We start from the raw sequence: 18867 nt of genomic DNA on the forward strand, positions 1-18867 counted from the left end.
TTCTTTATCCCCTCATCCCTAATCAAGTTTTACCGGCCAATGCGTATCATCCCTATTACCGCTCACATCTTTTGTCTGCAGCAGGCCGCCTTCTTCCGAATAGAACAATTGATACTCTGCATTTCCCTTTTCAACTTCAATGACAAACTGCATAGGCACTACCGGATACTCCAAAAGAACAATCTCCTCTATCTTCCAGCCGGCATACTCACTGGCGCTGAAAGAGGTCTGTACTGTTCCCGGAAGATTATTCCAAAGCAATTCGGTTTCCGTCAGTTGCCATTCCGCCTGATTATTGAACCATACATCCTTTTCCTGCCCATCCACTTTACAATCTGCAACGAAATAGCCCCCTTTCTGTTCCCATTCCACATGGATTGCGGAAGGGTATTTGGACTTCAATGCTTGTGACATTGCTTCGGGCACTTTGACATCATCCTTGTCGTCATCATCACTGCATGCACCAAGTGCCAAGGCGGCGATGAACATCATCGCCAACATTTGAATCTTCATTCTCATCATTTCTCTATAAGGTTTAAGTTAATAGCTACCGGAGAATCAGTCGTCCATGCTGACGAACTTTCCCTTTTTGTTGAACTTCAAAGAGTAGTCATTACCTAGTTCAATTTCCACGCCGGTACGTCCGCGTTCGATTTTAGTAATAATCTCTCTCGGGAAGTTAGCCTTCACATACTCCTTTACCGGAACCGGAATCAATGCTTCGGGAACAGCGGACTTCTTGCAATCCACTTCCAACCAATTTCCTTTCTTGTCGAAGTCTATTTCCGTACGGTCTGTCAACAGCACTTCATATTTTTTAGTCTGCAATATTTCACTTTCAATCTTGATGTGTGAAATGTGCGGTTTCGAGAAATACTGGTTGATAAAATTGCGTGCCGTCAGCGGAAGCTGCTTGGTATCCTGAGTGATGACATCACCGGCAAAGGCAAACTGAACAGCTACAAGAGCCAACACAAGAATAGACAATACTTTCTTCATAATCGTTATTTTTTAATGTTACTAATAAATTTCATATTATTCACATTGCAAATAACGGTAGAGAATTAGGAAAGATTTAGGAATAACCGCAGTTAACAGTAAATTTTACTTTCTTTAACCAGACGAAAGGTATGCATACCGTCCTGCCATTCATACGTGAGCTTCAATGAAGACGACAACGCAATGGAACGCGCTATGGCAAGCCCCAGTCCGGTGGAGTCCTTCTTGCCATCCATGCCATGATAGAAACGCCGGAACAACTTCTCTCCATCCAAAGGGGCATCCCCCGTATTCCTGATGACCAGAGAAGCGGGAGTAGTAAACACCTGCAACTCTCCCCCTTCCCTATTGTGCAACAACGAGTTCTTCACAAGATTGGAAACCAGTATTTGCGCCAGCGAATGGTTGCAACGGATGATAAAAGGCTGCTCCTCCCGTTTTCGTATCAGTCTCACCTGCTTATGTTCATAGATATCCATCAGGTCGGGCAAGAGTTCATCCAATATCTCATCCACCGAGACATCCTCCATCTCGGTATACTGCCCGTTCTCTATACGGGAAAGCAACAGCAGGGACTTGTTCAGTTTTACGGCACGCCCCAGCGTGGCATATATCTCGTCCAGCTGCTCCATTTGCTGTTCCGTCATCCCTTCACTCTCAGCCAGCAGTTCCACTTTTCCCCTCACGATGGCAAGCGGTGTCTGCAACTCATGCGAGGCATTCTCGATGAACTGCTTCTGCTCCTCGTATGCCTTGTAGCTGCGGTTGCCCATATCCAATGCAGCATCGCTCAGCTGGCGGAACTCCCGTATCTTCGTCGGGTTGTCCAATGGAGGCACCTCCTTGCCGGGCTGAATGCAGTGCAGCCAGTCAAGCAACCTATGTAACGGACGGAACACTCCCTTCAGCACCAACTGGATGCCGATGGAAGTACAGATGAGAAACAACAGGAACAGCGCTCCCAGATACCAAAGCATAGCCTCCACCATGTCATCCCGCTCCAAAATGGAAATCATCAGTTTCAACTCATAATATTGCCCGTCGGGCATACGGAAAGCGGTACACATGACACGTACCGGTTCGTCTTCATCCTCCAGTTCGATATAAACCGTAGCATCATAGAACACTTGTCTGTAATGCCGCCCTTCCTCTTCGGATATAGGGGTGAACTTATAGAAAGACATCAACGAGCCTTCCGTTTCGAGTATCGAGGGGTCGTGAAGCGCACTCTCCATCAATATCTCACCGTAATTCTCCAACGTATCGTCCGTCTCATCCACCACCTCGTCAATGATTGCGTAATAGAACAGCACACCCCACACTGCCATCAACAGAAACAGCAGCAATGCAAGTTTGCGGTAGGTGTAGCTCAGCAGCTTCATAGTTCGGAGAGTTTGTAGCCGAATCCATAGACAGCCTTTAATTCTATGGTAGCCTCAGCTTGTTTCAATTTCTTACGCAGATTCTTCACTTGCGAGTAGATAAAATCCAACGAATCCGCCTGGTCTATATTGTCTCCCCACACCGACTCGGCAAGGCTCATTTTATTGATGACCCGGCCGGGGTTGACTACAAAATAATAGAGCAGGTCGAACTCCTTGCGGTTCAGCTGCAAGGGTTTTCCGTTTATCTCTACCTGCCGTTTGTCGGGGTAGAGCAAAAGATTTCCAAGGGTGACGGTCACATCTCCCTTCGCCTGCCGCCGACGTATCAATGACTTGACACGTGCATTGAGTTCTGCCAGATGGAAAGGCTTTGTAAGGTAATCGTCGGCTCCCAGTTCCAGCCCGTCCACCTTGTCGTCCAGCGAGTCTTTGGCCGAGATAATAAGCACACTGTCACTGCGATGCAGCCGTTTCAGCTCACGCAGCAAGTCCAGACCGCTCCCGCCAGGCAACATGATATCCAGCAGAATGCAGTCGTAATCGTAGTCATTGATTTTATCCAATGCCGAAAAATAGTCGGCAGCGGTCTCTACAACAAACTTTTCTTTCAAGAGCGAAGTGCGGATGGTTTCCCGCAAATCTTGCTCATCTTCTACAATCAGGATTTTCATACCGGCAAAGATGGTCTATAAAACTGGAAACAATCTGGAAAACTATCCACTAATCAATGCTGTCTGTCTGATAATCCTCCATCAGTTCTTCTTTTGCCATGGAGATTTTCCCGTCAGCCGTAATGGTCAGTCTGATGGGAACATAAAGGTCGGATTGCGGATAGCAGACGCTGGCCGCGTATATGATTCCTTGCGGAGTGGTCTTGTCATAGACCAGCCCCTCAAGAATAGAGTACTTCATGAACTTGGCATCCACCAACGAAGCAAAATTATCTTTGGTGAACACTTTATCCACCACCTGCTTCCCGCCGCACGTGATGCGCAAGGTGATACGGTTATCCACAAATTTCTCCCCCTGCTCGTTTTTCACTATCGGCAGAGATTCATCCGGCCGGCGCACTACAGAAGACTGATACTCTTTTCCCTTATACGTAAAGGATGTTTTTACATCAGACACCTGCATGCGCTGTGGGCCGGCAATTTCTGTACTATCCTGCATCAATACCTGCGTACCGTCTTTCTTATTCTTGTCTTGCGACGAACAAGCAGTGAAGAAGATGACCGATGCACACACTAAAATATAGACTATATTCTTCATCGTTCTGTTTTTTAGTAGTTGACCGGACAAAAATAGTACAAATTGAATGCAATAGAAAATTTATTTTCTTTTAGATTCCATTTTTGCTTTTCTATCCTGCACTTTCTTGCTGTATGCAGCATATTGTTCTTCCGTCATAATCTTCCGGAGTTGTGAATCATAAGCAATACGGGCAGTCTTCATCTCTTCACGCTTCTTTTCCATCTCCGCTTTTTTCTGCGCGCGTTGCTCATCCGTCAATTGATGGCGCTTGCCATCTCTCTTATGATGCTTGTGTGCTTTGGCACGATGCATCGGCATATCTCCCATTTTCTCAACCAATGCTAGATTTGCCTCCAGCAGTTGTTGTTTCTGCGTATCGTTCAAGGAGTACTCTTTCACCATCCGTTCCGTCATGCGCTCGGCACGGACTTTCGGTTCGGGCATTTTATCACTGTGGCGGGCATGTTGTGCCATTGCCATGCCACCCATCAGGAAGGCGGCCATCCATATCAGAACTATTCTTTTCATCATTTTTCTCTTTTTTTAATTAATACCTTATGTTAGTTATACCTATTGTGTTGCAACGTATCTATGACAAAAACAAAAGCAGGAAGTTTAACCGCAACTTCCCGCTTTAACATAATAAATGAGGTTGAAAAGAATATTAAGGTTCGTCCAAATACTGTACGATAAGGCTCACCTGCTTCGGCATGAATGTCCGTGTCCTTACATTGTAGCCGGTATGCGCCAAGGCTTCATACAGCTCGTGATTCCGTTTTATCCACCGCGTCAGGGTGCGGATGGCGCAACGTGCAGTAGCATTGGGGCAATAGAGGCATGCCAAATCTTTCTTTTTATAAGTCGTGATACGAAAGCCATTTTCTGTTTCCATAGCAGTTTGTCTGATTTTTAAATGATTGATGTAAAGATACGATATTCAAAAGGCGAAGTCAAGTATTTCAAGGAGAATATGAACCTTTTTCTGAGAAAGTTCATATTCTCCTTATTTACAGAATGTTTATCCTAACGGATTTTCTCCCTGGTCGCCATCGGAACCGCCGCCATCCGGATTTGGTTTGGAGCTACCCCCACCAGAAACGGTGCCGTTGCCCGACCAATCCATCTTCTCTACACTGGCACGAGTCAGCATATCCTTAAAGTAGAAGCCCGGAGTGAAGATAATCTTGCGGCGATAAATCGTGCTTGCCTTCACATCTTCCAGCTTGTCCTGGCTCTTGGCGTTGATGCCGGGACGGAAACAGCCGAACTCACCCAGCTGTACCGAAAATCCCTTGTTGATATCCATATTCAAGGTGTCGATCAATCCGTCCAGCACCAGCTTCACCACACCGCGAGGCGCCATGCCTATCTTGGAAACCTCGTCGCATAAATCTTTAAAACCTACCACACCCAAAGTTTTCATCTGCGCCACGTACTTTTCCGTTTTTGTCTCGTCAAAACCGAATACTCTCTTTTTTACTTCATAATTCAAAGCCATAGTTTTTTAATTTTAAGTTGATTAATAAAAGTCGGTCTTGTTCGCTCGTCAGTCTGCAAAACCAGTTTCTTTGTGACCACGATGCAAAGATACAACGGGCAGAAAACGGGGTGGTGCTTTAACGGAGGTTTAAGGAGGTTTTCGTAGGATAAAAAAGGATATTGGAGGAGGAGAAAGGAGCTGATAAACAAGGAGTAAAAAAACTTTGAGAAATATTATCGGAGATGCTTCTTTCATTCAGTTTATCAGCTCTAACTTTACCTTTATGGCTGGGGGGTATACTTGATGGATTATTTTTCTTCAGAGACTTGTGCAGGGCTGATGCCAAGAGCTATACGGAAACCGCCATATTCATCACGATACGTTCCCATATCGTAATCAATGTAGGACACACGGCACCCTTTGGCTGTTCCTCCCCAACTTCCACCACGCAGTACATGGCGGAAATAGAGATGTGTCCCCTCAAAAGGCCAGCCCGAATGGACGGACTTGCCATTTTGTTCGTATTCCTTGGTATATAAATCCTCACACCACTCCCACACATTTCCACTCATGTCGTATAGTCCCAATTCATTTGGCTGCTTCATACCAACCGGATGCGTAGTGCCTTTATCTCCGGATTTGTTTTTCTGATAATTGTCAATATACCAGGCAACCTTGTCTATATGATGGCTGCCACTATACTTATATCCTTTGCTCTGCCTGCCGCCACGGGCAGCATATTCCCATTCCACCTCGGTGGGCAGACGAAAAGGTTGCTTCGTGAGGATACTCAATTTGGTGACAAATACCTGTGCATCGTTCCAACTTACACCTTCCACCGGACAATCATCGCATCCGGTATTAAAGGAAGGGTTGTGTTCGCTACCGATTACGGCATTCCACAATCTTTGAGTCACTTCATATTTTCCTATATAGAAAGAATCCACTTTCTCTTCATGTACCGGTTTTTCATTCTCTTCGCAATCCTTTCCCTGCTCCTTTGTACCTCCCATCATGAAGGTTCCGCCTTCCACCAGAACCATTTCAAAGTTTTCACCGTTTACGGTAAAAGTTTTGGTCAGATTTGGTTCTTGTTCGGATTTGTCGGGGGTACATGCCATTGCACAACTCAGCACAAAAGCAAGCATCAGATTGTTTATTCCGTTGATATTTAAAAAAAAATTCCGCATAAGCCTTTATCTCTAACTTTAGTAAACTGCTTATTACTATCTTTAATGGATATTCTATCACAACTCAAATATACGGAAATTATTTTTAAAATTTATTCCGATACTGAAAAATCATTTCAGATGCTCCCTGTCTAAATACTACAATATACCTCATTAGCAAAACATGTGCCTGATATGTACCCGTTTACCGGATTAAACTTAAATTCCCGGTTCCCTATTAACAATTCTCTTTTTCCGCATAGACGCCAATCCCCATATAACACAAATCCAAATAGACAGCATAAAAAAGTTCAGGTTCTTTTCTCTCTGAATTTGCGCTTGCAAACTCCAAACTCTTTTTTCCGAAAAACGGATAGTGGTAGTTTCGTGAACCGACAGGACATAGGGCAATGTACCTTCCACATGAAATACATTGACTTTCATCTGTCTTTATAGGGTTCTCCGACGCAATGGCATGTGTCGGGCACTCCTCGACACATTTTTTACAATCAATGCATGTGTCGTCCCCCGTAGGATAAAGCGGAACTTGCAGTATATCCCGATAAAGTCTGCTGCCCCTAATATTTATATCCGGTATCGCACTCGTATCCGTAATGCCCGATAGAAGCTGCCATGACTTGCAACCGAAATCATCGACTATACGGTTGTCTTCCATATCGGGACGTTCGGATGCGACATTTCTGAATACTGAGTGTCGGGCAATGAATGCGGCGGCAGACACGATTCTAAACCCGTTGGCAGTCAGCAAATCTTTAAGCTCGACAAGCATATCTTCATAATCTCTGTTCCCATAGGAGCAAACGATAATGGCAGGAGAACCGTCTCCCTTAACTCGTAAAAGCTGTTGTGAAGCTCTATTTTCTTGAATCCGGCTTTCGTCCAATCCTGCAAATATCTCTTCGACGGATTGGTTCGCGGCCATATTCAACGTATGGTAAATTTCTTCTCCATGTTCTGTAAGCTTTTACGAACTCCATACGATTGTCGTTCGTTGCCTTCTCCCTATATATGTATTCTTTCGCCTCCAGCTTTTTCAATATGCGGGATAACAGCCCTTTATCCATATTGAGCTCACGGGATATGTCCTTTGCATTTCGATTCGGATGCAAATACACATCTTGAATTTTACCTCTTTCTGGCATACACCACACTCGGCCCCATCCCATGCCTCATCAGTACCCCTTCTTCTATAAACCTATTCAAATCGACAACCGCCTGCTTATAACTACGTCCTGCCAGCCGTGCATACTGGGAACGATTGATGCAGGGATATTGCTGCAAATACTCATCCAGCAACTGCCAGCGCTGCTCCACGCCCAACGCCTCATCGGCAGACGAAGCAGGCGCCGATGCCGATTGCGGACAACGCTCCAACTGCATCTTTCCTTTTAAATCTTTATAGAACTCCCTGCCCAGACGGAAATTCAAACCGCGCAAAGCGATAGAAGCGGCACGAAGCTCTTTCTTGTCCGTCGCCTGGCGGGTACAACTCAAAGAGGGGGTGAAGTAACCCAGTTCGCCCAGCTCCACCGTCCAGCCATTGGCAAGGCAGTCGCGCAACTCGTCCATAAAGCCTGCCATCGCTCCTTCCAGCAGGCTGCGGCTGAGACCGGTGAAAAGATGTACACGCTCGATAAATTCTTTGCGGTCGATGGTGCCCTTGGGGACAAAGCGGGCATAAAGGGATTGTTGCTCGCCGGTCTGGCGGACGTCGGGTTTCTCGAAAAGGTCGTAATACGCACTCATATATATTCTGTTTTTAAATGGTTCTGTAATTCCGTTTTTTCTTCTTCCCTGGCATTAAGGAGAAGAAATGCTATTCTTTAATCGTTCCACCATGGAGAAAATATCATTCCACCACGGAAGAAAAATCGTTCCACCATGGTGGAACGATTTTTCCCACACGATGGAATGATTTAATAGTAGCATACAAATATACTAATCGAAAGGAGGGAAAGCAAAAAAATTCCCATAAAAAACATATCTTTACGCCGGAAATGAAACATATAAAAAACACACACCAAACTCACTTTAGAGTCATGAAGAAAATATATCCCAAAGAATGGTTGGAACTGCATCCTTACAAGCAGACAAACAGCGTTGACCAGTACTACGTCGGCATTGCAAACGAAATCCACAAAAGACTTTATTCTTCAACGATAGCCGACGCCTTCGAAGAAGAGGAAAACATACGCTATACAAGCCTCTGCCTCGCCGCATGGTTTGAGGACGTCATCTCCCAGACCGGCATCTGGCAGGCATTCACTGCCGAGTGCCGGAAGCGATACGGAAGCTATCTGCCCTTCTACCCCATCAAAGGCGATTATTTTCCGGATGAAATCAATCTGGAGGACATACGCTTTCTGCTTTGGCACCATATACAATATCTATGCCGGGGAATAAGCGCCATCAACCCCGAGAATCCCGGAATAGAGCAGACTGCACAAAAGATATACGGACTGCTTGCAGAGGAATACGAAACCGCTCCCGAAAATGAAAGGATGCAGGAATTTCTATACCACTCTGCCATGGAAGAAGAAGACTTCTTCCGCTACCGGGAGATACTGGATTGGTTTCACTACCAATGCTACTTCAACATCGAAAATGTCGCCCAATACCGGGACGAAGCTGAACGGTTGCTGGATGATGAAAAGATTACTCCCGAAATGGCAGAGACCCTCATATATGCCACACGCACCTCACTGACGTTCAAAGGGCGCCGCAACCTGCTGTCGCTGACCTCACCGGAATGGCTGGCTCTCATCGGAAAAGCCCATCCCGAACATCAGCTTTGGGGCAAGGTGAAGGCACGGGAAAACAGTTGCTATCTGCTGGAGAAAGAAGACGGCGAGTATCTGTATGTCAGAGATTTGTATAGTGAAGACAAAGGCGAATTCAAGATAACCAAGAAGTCCTTGAACCTCTCAGCTATCCGTAGCAGAGAAGTAGGGAAAAGCACCCTTATCTGCGAACTGATTTATTTTGGCAATGCATGGTGGCAGTGCGGCATGCTTCTCGAAAACAAGTACGACCAGAAAATAGCGGAATATGTGGACGACTTGACGAAACAGAAAGAAAAAACGAATGAAAAGGCTACATTCCATGATTTCATAAAAGCATCCGGCGGGAAATCTTTTGTATTCTGCCAATCGCAAGAGGAAATCTCTGATTTTCTGCTGAACAAGATGGGATACGGCTTGAAAGAAGACCTGAACATACCACGCATACATACAGAAACAGGAGCCATGCTGATGGCCAACCCGCACACCGGCCTACATATCCAATTCAAGCTGTGCGAATGCATCAAATCTCCGGACAACCCCAATTATAATAAGGAGGAAGCAGAGAAAAACGCCATTATGTTCATCGTCAACCCAGACATTATCCCCTACCAATTGAGTTGCATCCTGCAAGACGAAGGCATGCTTCCGGATGCTTATCTGAACAGTTTGCAAGGAAAAGAATACGGGCAAGAGTTCATACGCAAGAATGCACACTTCCTGACTGATTATTTCCATTATCGGTGTCGGGAGAAAGACTTTGATTAGTTGAAAATGGGGGTGAATACCACTTTTGACACATTTCCAACTACCAATTATCATAGTGCTTTCCAGAACTTCTGAAAATCCTTATACCGTCCGTAGCACACTAACTGGTCGCCGGCTTGTATCTGGTCATTTTCCGGCAGTTCGTTCAATACATTGTGTTCCACATACGAGATGCCCAGGCAATTCTTCAAAGTCTCGGCACGTTTCAAGGCGAGCATCTTCAGGCCAAACTCCTTATCGAGATTCAATTCGTTGGCATAATAGCCAATGAACTTGTCCGGAACAGTGAACTTGACTACATAATAATCCGGTGCCACGCGGAAGGTCTCCATATCGGCACCGAATTCCAGCAACCGTACCAGTCCGCGTGCGGCATCCTCCTCGGGAGTAAGAATGCGTTCCAGCTCAAAGGCCTCGAGCACGGAACGGTGGACAGCGTCAATGGCGCGGGCATAGATATGCTGCACCTTCTTCTGCTTCAGCAAAGCCACTACACGGATGGATGCACCGAAATTCTCGCCGATGGCAACAATCACCACGTCCACACTGTTCAGCGGCAACACGGACAGCGCTTGCTCGTCCGTCGCATCGATGACAAAGGCTGTAGCAATCTTTTCCTTCAGACTATCTACCCGACCGGCGCTCACGTCCGCACCTATCACTTCGTGTCCCAATGCAGAAAGCTCTTCTGCCAGCACGTGACCATAATTCCCTAAACCGATAATAATATACTTCATCTTATTTAATTGATTATAATCTGACCACTCGGATACTGATACTTCGTATGCTTCTTCTGCTTGATGATGCCAAGCATCAGCGTAATCAGTCCCACACGCCCCACAAACATCAGCAGTGCCACCAGCAGCTTGCTGTCGTCTCCCAACTGCGGGGTAAGGTTCAAACTGGACCCCACCGTGCTCAATGCCGACACACACTCGAAGGTAATGGCCAAAAGCGACGCACCCGGCTCCAGAATGCTGATGATGAAAATAAACAGCAACAAGACGCCGAACGACATCACCACCGTGGCATTGGAACGACGGATAGAATCGTGTGACAGCTCACGACCAAACACCTCTACCCGTTCCGTGCCGCGCAACACAGCCACCAGATTCAGCACCACTACCGCAAAGGCATTTACCTTGATACCGCCTGCCGTAGACTGGGAGCCGCCTCCCACCCACATCAGAAACAGATAAATGAGCAATGTCTGTACCCCCAAGCCGGCCAAGTCCACACTGGTAAAGCCTGCCGTACGGGGACACGTGGCATTGAAAAACGCCTGCGTCCACTTGTCTGCCACCGACATGCCGGCAAAAGCGGCATTCCACTCAAAGACAGCAATGCCCACCGTGCCCAGCACCAACAGCAGGAAGGTGACTATCAGTACAATCTTTGTATTCAGGTTGTACAGATGGTAAAAACGCCTGCCATCCCAATGCCACGTACGCAGGAAGTGCCACAGACGACGCAGATGGTAAAGAATAATATCCTTGAAATTCACCAGGATGGGGAAACCGATACCCCCCAAAATAATCAGCAGAGATATATAGATGAAGAACGGGTTGTGCCCCGTCATCACCAACGGATTGCCCAGATTTCCGGGCAACGTGGAGAATCCCGCATTGCAGAAAGCGGAAATGGCATGAAAAGCGGAAAAAGCCAGCTCTTCCTGAAGGTCCATCCCCATCGTCCCGTGGATGTCTCCCCAGATGGCAAGCATCCCTATTCCTTCAATCACCAGCGTAAAGGCCAGAATATAGACCAGGGTGGAGAGCAGGGAATTCAAGGAATTGGAACTCACCATGTCGCGCACCACTAACTGATTGTACAATGAGGTATTACCCATGAAGAACATGGCAAAAAAGCTCGTCAGTGTCATCACTCCCAGACCGCCTATCTGAATCAGCAGAATGATTACCACAAAACCGGTCGGGGTAAAAGTGGACGCCACATCGACAGACGTCAGCCCCGTGACGCACACCGCACTGGTGGATATGAATAGCGAGTCGACCCACGATATGCCGTTCACCGTGCAGCGCGGCAACATCAACAACCCCGTGCCTATCATTATGATTATCAGAAAGCTGGCAGCCAAAATAAGCGAAGGGTTCGTACGCCGCCCCAGCAACCGTACCAGCCCGTTGGAAAGGCTGAAAAAGGAAAACACCAGCAGCAGGACAAGGTGATAGGCCTTGCCATGCAGAAATTCCCAGAACTGCAAGATGGCGCCCTCCTCCTCCGGACGATGGAAAATGACCGGAATAAGGGTCAGATAGAGCAGAATGGTCAGTATCCAAGTGAGCTTACTGAACGTGCGACGGGTATCCTTGTATTCCAGCAAAATGCGCAGAGTGACGTCTGCCAGAAAAACAATCCACACCCCATGATACAAGCGCTGGAGCTGATGCGCCTCGACCTCTGAAATCGTAAAGCCATGCTCATAGACCACGCCGACAATCAGCAGGATGGAGGCCAAATAAGTGATGGAAGTCATTACTCCCACTGTCATCCGTACGTAAGGGTGAATCCATTTATTTTGATACAAAAGGAATTTATGATAAATCTTCATAAATGCATCGATTAATGAAACGCGGCAAACTTAGACAAATATACCTTGATATACAAAAAACAAAAGGAAAAAGAAATTGGTTCAAAAATAATAGCTACATTTGGGCATTGAATTATTAATAATTTTAACCACTATGAGCAACAAAAAGAAAAGATTCATTCTCCCGGAAGAGGAAATTCCACAATACTGGTATAACATACAAGCCGATATGGTGAACAAGCCCATGCCACCGCTTCACCCCGGCACCAAGCAACCGCTGAAAGCAGAAGACTTGTATCCTATCTTTGCCGAGGAACTCTGCCGCCAGGAATTGAATCAGACCGACGCGTGGATTGAAATCCCCGAAGAGGTCCGCGAAATGTACAAATACTACCGCAGCACTCCGCTGGTGCGCGCTTATGGATTGGAGAAAGCACTCGGCACACCGGCACATATCTACTTCAAGAACGAGAGCGTCAGCCCGATGGGCTCGCACAAGCTGAACTCCGCCATCCCGCAGGCGTACTATTGCAAGCAGGAAGGAGTGACCAACGTGACCACCGAGACCGGTGCCGGACAATGGGGAGCTTCCCTGGCATATGCCGCCCGCCTTTTCGGGCTGGAAGCTGCTGTCTATCAAGTGAAAATCAGTTACGAGCAGAAACCCTACCGCCGCAGCATCATGCAGACATTCGGTGCGCAGGTTACCCCGTCTCCCTCCATGTCTACCCGCGCCGGAAAAGATATACTGACCGCCCACCCCAACTATCAGGGCTCGCTGGGAACAGCCATTTCCGAAGCCATAGAGCTGGCACAGACCACTCCCAACTGCAAATATACCCTCGGCTCCGTATTGAGCCACGTGGCCCTGCACCAGACCGTCATCGGACTGGAAGCCGAAAAGCAGATGGAAATGGCAGGTGAATATCCCGATACCGTCATCGCCTGCTTCGGAGGAGGTTCCAACTTTGGCGGTATCGCTTTCCCCTTCATGCGCCACAACATCCTCGAAGGAAAGAAAACACGCTTTGTCGCTGCCGAGCCCGCCTCATGTCCGAAGCTGACACGCGGCAAATTCCAATACGACTTCGGAGACGAGGCTGGATACACTCCGTTGCTGCCCATGTTTACACTGGGACACAACTTTGCCCCTGCCAATATCCATGCCGGCGGCCTACGCTATCACGGTGCAGGTGTCATCGTATCACAACTGCTGAAGGACGGTTATATGGAAGCGGTGGACATCAAGCAGCTCGAATCATTCGACGCCGGTTGTCTGTTTGCGCAAGCAGAGGGCATCATCCCCGCCCCCGAGTCCTGCCATGCCATTGCCGCCACCATCCGCGAAGCGAACAAATGCAAGGAAACGGGTGAAGAGAAGGTGATTCTGTTCAACCTTTCCGGTCACGGACTTATCGACATGGCATCCTACGACAAGTATTTGTCCGGCGATTTAGTGAATTACGAGCTGACGGATGCCGACATCCAGAAGAATCTGGACGAGATAGGCAATCTGGCTTAATAGATATTCGCCATACTGACAAGCGGTTCATAGAGTTTCTCTATGTCCTGCGAGTCTATCTCAATCTGTACCTGGTCCCCCGGAATCAAACGAGTTCCTGCGGGGACCAGATTTTTTCCATCCCGATGTACATTGATAATGACGCAACGCTCCGGCAGGGAAAGTTCGTCCACCAGTTTCCCGTCCAGATAAGAGTCCGTCATAATCTCCACCGAAAGCGTATAGCGCTTCTCCTCCTTAAAATAGGGAGCATGAATCATATCTTCATAGAGGGAGACATTGGAAGGCTTCATTTGCAGCAGTTCCGTAAAATAGTAAGTCAGCCCGCCTACCACCACCGAAGGGTAAAAGACCTCAAAATGCCCCGTAATCTCCGTAATCAGCACAATGGCCGTGAGCGGTGTACGGACCACGGCCACCAGAAAAGCCGACATGGAAACAAGCATGATATAACTGACATTCTCTTGCCCGATGACACCGTACCTCACTCCCACCAGCCCGACAATCTGTCCCAACAGCCCTCCCGTAACCAGCGTCGGAATGAAACTGCCGCCCGGCAATCCGGAAGAGACAGAGAAAACGGAAAAGACGAAATGCAGCAACATGACAGCCGTCACCCACATAATCTGCGTACTGCCGTTCTGCGCCTGGGCCAGCAGAAACTGCTCCCCGCCTCCGGTCAGATTGACCTGCATCAGCGAAATGATGTAGGCCACCAGCACCAGATAGAACATCTTGACATACGCCGGAGAACTGACTTTGGCATACACATGCCTGAAAGCATTCACGGTGGAGGAGTAGAACTTCCCGCATACGGAGACAATCACCGCCAATATCAAGAAATACTTCATCTGGACAAAGAAGGCGAAAACCGGTTCCGTTACTTCTATCAGATGGTAAGGATTCACGGGAAAGACCATGCTTGCCACGGCTCCTGCCACAACACCCGCCAGCAAGGTAGTGATGGCCGTCTTAGGGGCATCGAAGCGTTCAATGGATTCTATTACAATGAGCGAGGAAGCCAGTGGCGCTGCAAAAGCCGCAGCGAGCCCCGCTCCCGCCCCGGCTGCCAGCAACTGTTTCCGTTCGCCTTTCAGGATATGAGTCCAACGGGATACCAGGCTACCCACATAGGAGCCTATCTGCACGGAAGGCCCTTCGCGCCCCAAAGACAGCCCCGCCGAGAAGGACAGAATGCCCCCTGCAAACTTGGATACCATCTCGATGAAAGGATGCCGGTAAGTGATGCGCCCGTTAATCACGCCGCGTGTCTGCGGAATACCTCCCCCGCCGATAAGCGGCATTTTCCCCACGAGCCACATGACGAAGACGAGAATGCCCCAAGAAAACAGAAAGAGTGGAATGTGCCAGTACCAGGCCGGATGCGAAGCGAAGAAACCACTGCGGAGGTGGAACAGATAATAGAGAAGATAGTGATAGGGCACAGCGACCAGTCCCGTCAGCAAACCGACGAACATGCTGACGAAATACAGCCGGGCATCCACCAGCTTCAACTTCCAGATGTGCCAGCCGCGTACTGTTTTCCAGTTCTTAACCCTCGTCCAAAGACGTTCTGCCTTATCCCATAGTTTCATAACAAAACAACTCCCGTTAACTTGCGCTTTACAACAACAAGCAACGGGAGTTGTTTTATACAGAAACATTATTTACCAAAATCTGTTCTTTGCAGGATTATACTCAAATCCCACGAGCTTCAATTTTCGTACAATGTCCTCTTTCTCTACGTTCATATCCTCACAGAGCGCGTCCAACGAAGGATAGAAATCACGCAGTTTCATGTTGATGAAGCTGTACAGCATCACCGGGTCCTCAGGTAATCTCATAGTTACAATCTTTAAATTTAAACTAATACCAGGGGCAAAATTACAATAAAAAAACAAAATAGAGATAATTTTAGTGTAGAATATACAATCTAACCACCGCAAACGATTGAGGGCCATGTTTACGGAGCTTCCGTCTGCTCTATCTTCAGGGACACCTTTTCGATAATCTTTCCAAGCTCCTCTTCCAGCGGAATCACATTGAAGTCGCCCCAGAAATCGGCATCATACTTGAAGTCGGTTTCAGAGAAGACGGTATGCACCGGCAGCCGTTCCGCACGCGGGAAGCGCGTCACGTTTTCCCCGTCAATCCGGCAGGTCACCATCTCGAACCAGGTATACAGAGTGGGATTACTGAAGAGCATGCGTTTTCTCTTCATCTTGAAGTAAAGGTCGCCACGGATGTGGTGGACATAATAGGTACCGTTCCAGGGTTTGTATGAGACGGTATAGACAAGTTTCTCCGTTGTCAGCCTGATTTTCGGAGCCTGGTGTATCACGAAAAGCCGTGTGGCGGCCTTCACATACCGGGGATGAATCTCGAAGCGGGCACGCAGCAAGGCGCTGTTCTCCGAGTCTATATAGAGTTCTCCGCAGAACAAAGGTTCCTTTACCCCCCGTTTCTGCTCAAAATAGACGACGTTGGCAGTACGGTCGTCCACCGATACGATGTCGCCCGAAGTATAGGTATAAAGTTCCTCGCCGGATTCCAGCAAGAGGAAGTCTGGAAGATTCTTCATGATGTCCAACTGCAGACATGCCTCCACCCCGGAGCTGATTTTGGCAAGCACACTGTCCGTCTGCTCCCGGTTATCTATCTTGCTCATCTTGAGCAGTTTCACCTGGTCTTTCTGTCCGGGTTCCATCGTGGGCGATTTGTAGACCTTGAAAACGGCCTCCGTCAGGCTCTGGAACTTATTCTTCAATTGTACGCCTTCCCGGTAGAAGGTGGTCAGATAGACCGGAGAAGTGGAGCAGTTCCTATCCCGGTGCTCTATCATCTCGCGAAGCAGCTTTTTAGGCTCCACCAGGCGGATAAGCACTTCTTGTAAGGAAATGACTTTCGGCTCAAGGCTCAGAACATTGCTGCGTCCTTCCAAAGCAGAGGCTTCCACCGTTTGCCCCACATAACCCAGATGGGAGAAGAAGAGCATGCAGCGCCTCAACGAGTCGGGCAGGTTGAGCCGGAATTCACCGTTCTGGTTGGTAATGTTACCCAGTGAGGTTCCTTGTGCGATGACCGACGCACTGACGACGGGCTCTCCCGTCTCCTTGTCCAGCAGGATTCCGGCAATGGTGGAATACGCCGGTCGGGGCGGCAGGAGTACCGTTTCTTCCATACTCTTCCTTTCTGCCGCCCGTGTTATCAATATATGGTTGCCTAATACCTTCAATTCGAGGTTCCGGCTGCCGGTTATCCTATGAATGGCCTGCCTCACGGAACACTCCTGCTTCTCGACCCTCACCACTGAGTCGTTATGGATGACCTTACTATCATAGATAAACAGATAGCCGGACTGCTCCGAGACTTTCCCCAACAGCGCATAAACCGTTCCCTTCATTCCGGGCAACCGGACGATGCGGTCCAGCACATCGCCTCCGTCCGCTCTTGCACTGCCCGCCAGGAAGAAAATGAAGAGTGAAAAATGGAGAATGAAGCATTTCATTGAATTCATTGTTCCGACAATATCAGTCTATTGCCCTGACGTGTACACTTCAAGTCGAACGTCCAGCATATCAGCTCGGCCACAGACTCCGGGGAGTTATTCGAAAATTCGACCGTCAGCCGCCGTTTGCCCAGGGGTGGCGACGCGGCTTCTATCTGCCAGCCGGCAGACTCCTTATTGATGGCACGCAGCACATCCTCCAGGCACTCGTCCTTGAAACGGATGTTGCTGGTGTAGCGGTCAAAGAGCTCCGGATTCTCCGTCTCGCTGACGAGCAGACTGCCCGCCTGCAAGGTAACCGTTTCTCCCGCCTCTACAAAGACCGTCTGTTCCTCTTGTTTCAGCAGCACCTTCACCTTCCCGCGCTTCACGGACAAGCTGAAGGGGACCCCTTCATTGCTCCTGACATTGAAAGCCGTGCCCAGTACCTCCACACGCACCCTCGCCGTCTCAATCGTAAAAGCCTGCTCGGGTTTCTTTGCCACATCGAAGAAGGCTTCGCCCTGCAGGTTCACTTCTCGCTTGTCTTCCGCAAAATGTTCGGGATACTTCAGCGTGCTTTCCTGCGCCAGATATACCACCGAACCGTCTTCAAGGGTCTTGACCAGTGTGGGCTTCTCCCGGTTCTCCTCCGTCAGCAAGCTACGACTGTCCCCACCTTGTTCCGGTACGGCCCACCATGCGGCAAAACATACGATTCCGGCAATCACGGCTGCCGCAACGCTTCCCCACTTGAGGTAAAGCCTGCGGTGCATTGCCGGAGCATGTTCCGCATCTGCCGGCAGCAGGCAGTCCGTTTCGAAGCGGGCATAAAGCCGTACCCATGCCTCGTCGGTCCTTGTCTTCTTTTTATCTACTTCCATCATTGTGTCCGGATATAATTATCAATTTCATTTCGTAAGGTTCGGAGTACCTTGGTCATTTCCGCTTCCACCGTCTTGACGGACAACGAAAGCGACAAGGCAATCTCTGCATATTTCTTCCCCTCCATGCGGTGCATCCTGAAAATCTGCTGCCGGCGCCGGGGCTGCTTGTCGAGCGTATGCCGGATGAGGGTCTGGAGTTCCTCGTATTCCAAATGCGCGTGGGGGTCGGACGAATAGCCCGGCCCGGACTCCGTACGGACAGATGCCCGATAGCGCTCCTTGACCTCCTGATGCTCACAAAACTGCACGGCTTCATTTCTCACAGAACGGTAGAGATAGCTTTTCACGGACTGGAATACTTGTAACCGCTCCCGGTTCTTCCACAGCACGTAGAACAGCTCCTCCACAATTTCCTCGGCAGACGCCGTATCACCCGTGATGCCCGCAGCATACCAGCAAAGAGGGGAATAATACCGGCGGAAGATTCCTTCGAACGCCTTTATATCGCCCTCCTTTATTCTGGCCAGTATCATCAGTTCGTCCAGCATACACGGTGTTTTTTCTCGG

21 protein-coding genes are annotated in these 18867 nt (G+C 48.5%); 2 read left to right on the plus strand and 19 right to left on the minus strand.

The features are described 5' to 3' along the window. Nucleotides 1–18: 18 nt before the first annotated feature. The 12 genes from HUX74_RS16275 to HUX74_RS16325 all read right to left on the minus strand — a co-directional run bounded on the left by HUX74_RS16275 (nucleotide 19) and on the right by HUX74_RS16325 (nucleotide 8051). On the minus strand, nucleotides 19–522 hold the full coding sequence (locus HUX74_RS16275) for a PepSY-like domain-containing protein (RefSeq protein ID WP_005831695.1): 504 nt from the start codon (nucleotides 520–522) through the stop codon (nucleotides 19–21). Nucleotides 523–558: 36 nt separating this feature from the next. Next, the gene (locus tag HUX74_RS16280; protein WP_005831697.1) at nucleotides 559–999 is read right to left on the minus strand and encodes a PepSY-like domain-containing protein; all 441 of its coding nucleotides are present in this window, start codon (nucleotides 997–999) and stop codon (nucleotides 559–561) included. A 92-nt stretch (nucleotides 1000–1091) separates the two neighbouring features. After that, entirely contained in the window at nucleotides 1092–2381 is a 1290-nt protein-coding gene (locus HUX74_RS16285; protein WP_005831698.1) for a HAMP domain-containing sensor histidine kinase, read from the minus strand. After that, a complete protein-coding gene (locus tag HUX74_RS16290) occupies nucleotides 2378–3055 on the minus strand; it encodes a response regulator transcription factor (protein WP_005832639.1) in 678 nt (225 codons plus the stop codon). The genes HUX74_RS16285 and HUX74_RS16290 overlap by 4 nt, the downstream gene beginning before the upstream one ends. A gap of 49 nt (nucleotides 3056–3104) precedes the next feature. Next, entirely contained in the window at nucleotides 3105–3653 is a 549-nt protein-coding gene (locus HUX74_RS16295) for a DUF4738 domain-containing protein (protein ID WP_005831701.1), read from the minus strand. Nucleotides 3654–3713: 60 nt separating this feature from the next. After that, the gene (locus tag HUX74_RS16300; protein WP_005832642.1) at nucleotides 3714–4163 is read right to left on the minus strand and encodes a DUF4890 domain-containing protein; all 450 of its coding nucleotides are present in this window, start codon (nucleotides 4161–4163) and stop codon (nucleotides 3714–3716) included. Nucleotides 4164–4299: 136 nt separating this feature from the next. Next, nucleotides 4300–4527 (minus strand): DUF4248 domain-containing protein, encoded by a 228-nt coding sequence (locus HUX74_RS16305; RefSeq protein WP_005831704.1) that lies wholly within the window; start codon nucleotides 4525–4527, stop codon nucleotides 4300–4302. 126 nt (nucleotides 4528–4653) lie between these two features. Beyond that, on the minus strand, nucleotides 4654–5133 hold the full coding sequence (locus HUX74_RS16310) for an HU family DNA-binding protein (RefSeq protein WP_009038158.1): 480 nt from the start codon (nucleotides 5131–5133) through the stop codon (nucleotides 4654–4656). A gap of 290 nt (nucleotides 5134–5423) precedes the next feature. Then, nucleotides 5424–6305: a formylglycine-generating enzyme family protein gene (locus tag HUX74_RS16315; RefSeq protein ID WP_370528659.1), complete on the minus strand. Its 882-nt coding sequence runs from the start codon at nucleotides 6303–6305 to the stop codon at nucleotides 5424–5426. Between the two features lie 217 nt (nucleotides 6306–6522). Next, nucleotides 6523–7227, minus strand: coding sequence for a 4Fe-4S dicluster domain-containing protein (locus HUX74_RS20815; RefSeq protein ID WP_117966886.1), 705 nt, complete (start codon nucleotides 7225–7227; stop codon nucleotides 6523–6525). Next, entirely contained in the window at nucleotides 7160–7471 is a 312-nt protein-coding gene (locus HUX74_RS16320; RefSeq protein WP_117976735.1) for a helix-turn-helix domain-containing protein, read from the minus strand. Before HUX74_RS16320 ends, HUX74_RS20815 begins: the two co-directional genes overlap by 68 nt. Then, nucleotides 7431–8051 carry a DsbA family protein gene (locus HUX74_RS16325; protein WP_005832650.1) on the minus strand — a complete coding sequence of 207 codons (621 nt, stop codon included), beginning with the start codon at nucleotides 8049–8051 and terminating at the stop codon, nucleotides 7431–7433. Before HUX74_RS16325 ends, HUX74_RS16320 begins: the two co-directional genes overlap by 41 nt. A 293-nt stretch (nucleotides 8052–8344) precedes the next feature. On the opposite strand from HUX74_RS16325, the gene HUX74_RS16330 reads away from it, so the two are divergent. Further along, nucleotides 8345–9853 carry a DUF3843 family protein gene (locus HUX74_RS16330; protein WP_174647031.1) on the plus strand — a complete coding sequence of 503 codons (1509 nt, stop codon included), beginning with the start codon at nucleotides 8345–8347 and terminating at the stop codon, nucleotides 9851–9853. A gap of 50 nt (nucleotides 9854–9903) precedes the next feature. On the opposite strand, the gene HUX74_RS16335 is transcribed toward HUX74_RS16330, so the two are convergent. Both HUX74_RS16335 and HUX74_RS16340 read right to left on the minus strand, forming a co-directional pair. Then, nucleotides 9904–10590 carry a TrkA family potassium uptake protein gene (locus HUX74_RS16335; RefSeq protein WP_117966878.1) on the minus strand — a complete coding sequence of 229 codons (687 nt, stop codon included), beginning with the start codon at nucleotides 10588–10590 and terminating at the stop codon, nucleotides 9904–9906. A gap of 5 nt (nucleotides 10591–10595) precedes the next feature. Further along, the gene (locus HUX74_RS16340) at nucleotides 10596–12425 is read right to left on the minus strand and encodes a TrkH family potassium uptake protein (RefSeq protein WP_117974352.1); all 1830 of its coding nucleotides are present in this window, start codon (nucleotides 12423–12425) and stop codon (nucleotides 10596–10598) included. A gap of 133 nt (nucleotides 12426–12558) precedes the next feature. Between HUX74_RS16340 and HUX74_RS16345 the strand changes: the two genes are divergently transcribed. Then, a complete protein-coding gene (locus HUX74_RS16345) occupies nucleotides 12559–13926 on the plus strand; it encodes a TrpB-like pyridoxal phosphate-dependent enzyme (RefSeq protein ID WP_117600403.1) in 1368 nt (455 codons plus the stop codon). On the opposite strand, the gene HUX74_RS16350 is transcribed toward HUX74_RS16345, so the two are convergent. The 5 genes from HUX74_RS16350 to HUX74_RS16370 all read right to left on the minus strand — a co-directional run bounded on the left by HUX74_RS16350 (nucleotide 13923) and on the right by HUX74_RS16370 (nucleotide 18848). After that, nucleotides 13923–15521, minus strand: coding sequence for a ClC family H(+)/Cl(-) exchange transporter (locus HUX74_RS16350; protein ID WP_174647032.1), 1599 nt, complete (start codon nucleotides 15519–15521; stop codon nucleotides 13923–13925). The two genes, HUX74_RS16345 and HUX74_RS16350, sit on opposite strands and share 4 nt — an antisense overlap. Nucleotides 15522–15593: 72 nt before the next feature. Then, the gene (locus HUX74_RS16355) at nucleotides 15594–15770 is read right to left on the minus strand and encodes a DUF4250 domain-containing protein (protein WP_005832662.1); all 177 of its coding nucleotides are present in this window, start codon (nucleotides 15768–15770) and stop codon (nucleotides 15594–15596) included. 119 nt (nucleotides 15771–15889) lie between these two features. After that, nucleotides 15890–17443: a carboxypeptidase-like regulatory domain-containing protein gene (locus tag HUX74_RS16360; protein ID WP_174647033.1), complete on the minus strand. Its 1554-nt coding sequence runs from the start codon at nucleotides 17441–17443 to the stop codon at nucleotides 15890–15892. Then, nucleotides 17440–18300, minus strand: a complete 861-nt coding sequence (locus HUX74_RS16365) for a FecR family protein (protein WP_174647034.1) — start codon at nucleotides 18298–18300, stop codon at nucleotides 17440–17442. Before HUX74_RS16365 ends, HUX74_RS16360 begins: the two co-directional genes overlap by 4 nt. After that, complete coding sequence (locus HUX74_RS16370; protein WP_009038152.1) at nucleotides 18297–18848, minus strand: RNA polymerase sigma-70 factor; 552 nt, start codon at nucleotides 18846–18848, stop codon at nucleotides 18297–18299. Before HUX74_RS16370 ends, HUX74_RS16365 begins: the two co-directional genes overlap by 4 nt. Between the last annotated feature and the right edge of the window lie 19 nt (nucleotides 18849–18867).

It is taken from the genome of Bacteroides sp. Marseille-P8574, from assembly GCF_902825465.1.
Lineage (GTDB): Bacteria > Bacteroidota > Bacteroidia > Bacteroidales > Bacteroidaceae > Bacteroides > Bacteroides uniformis.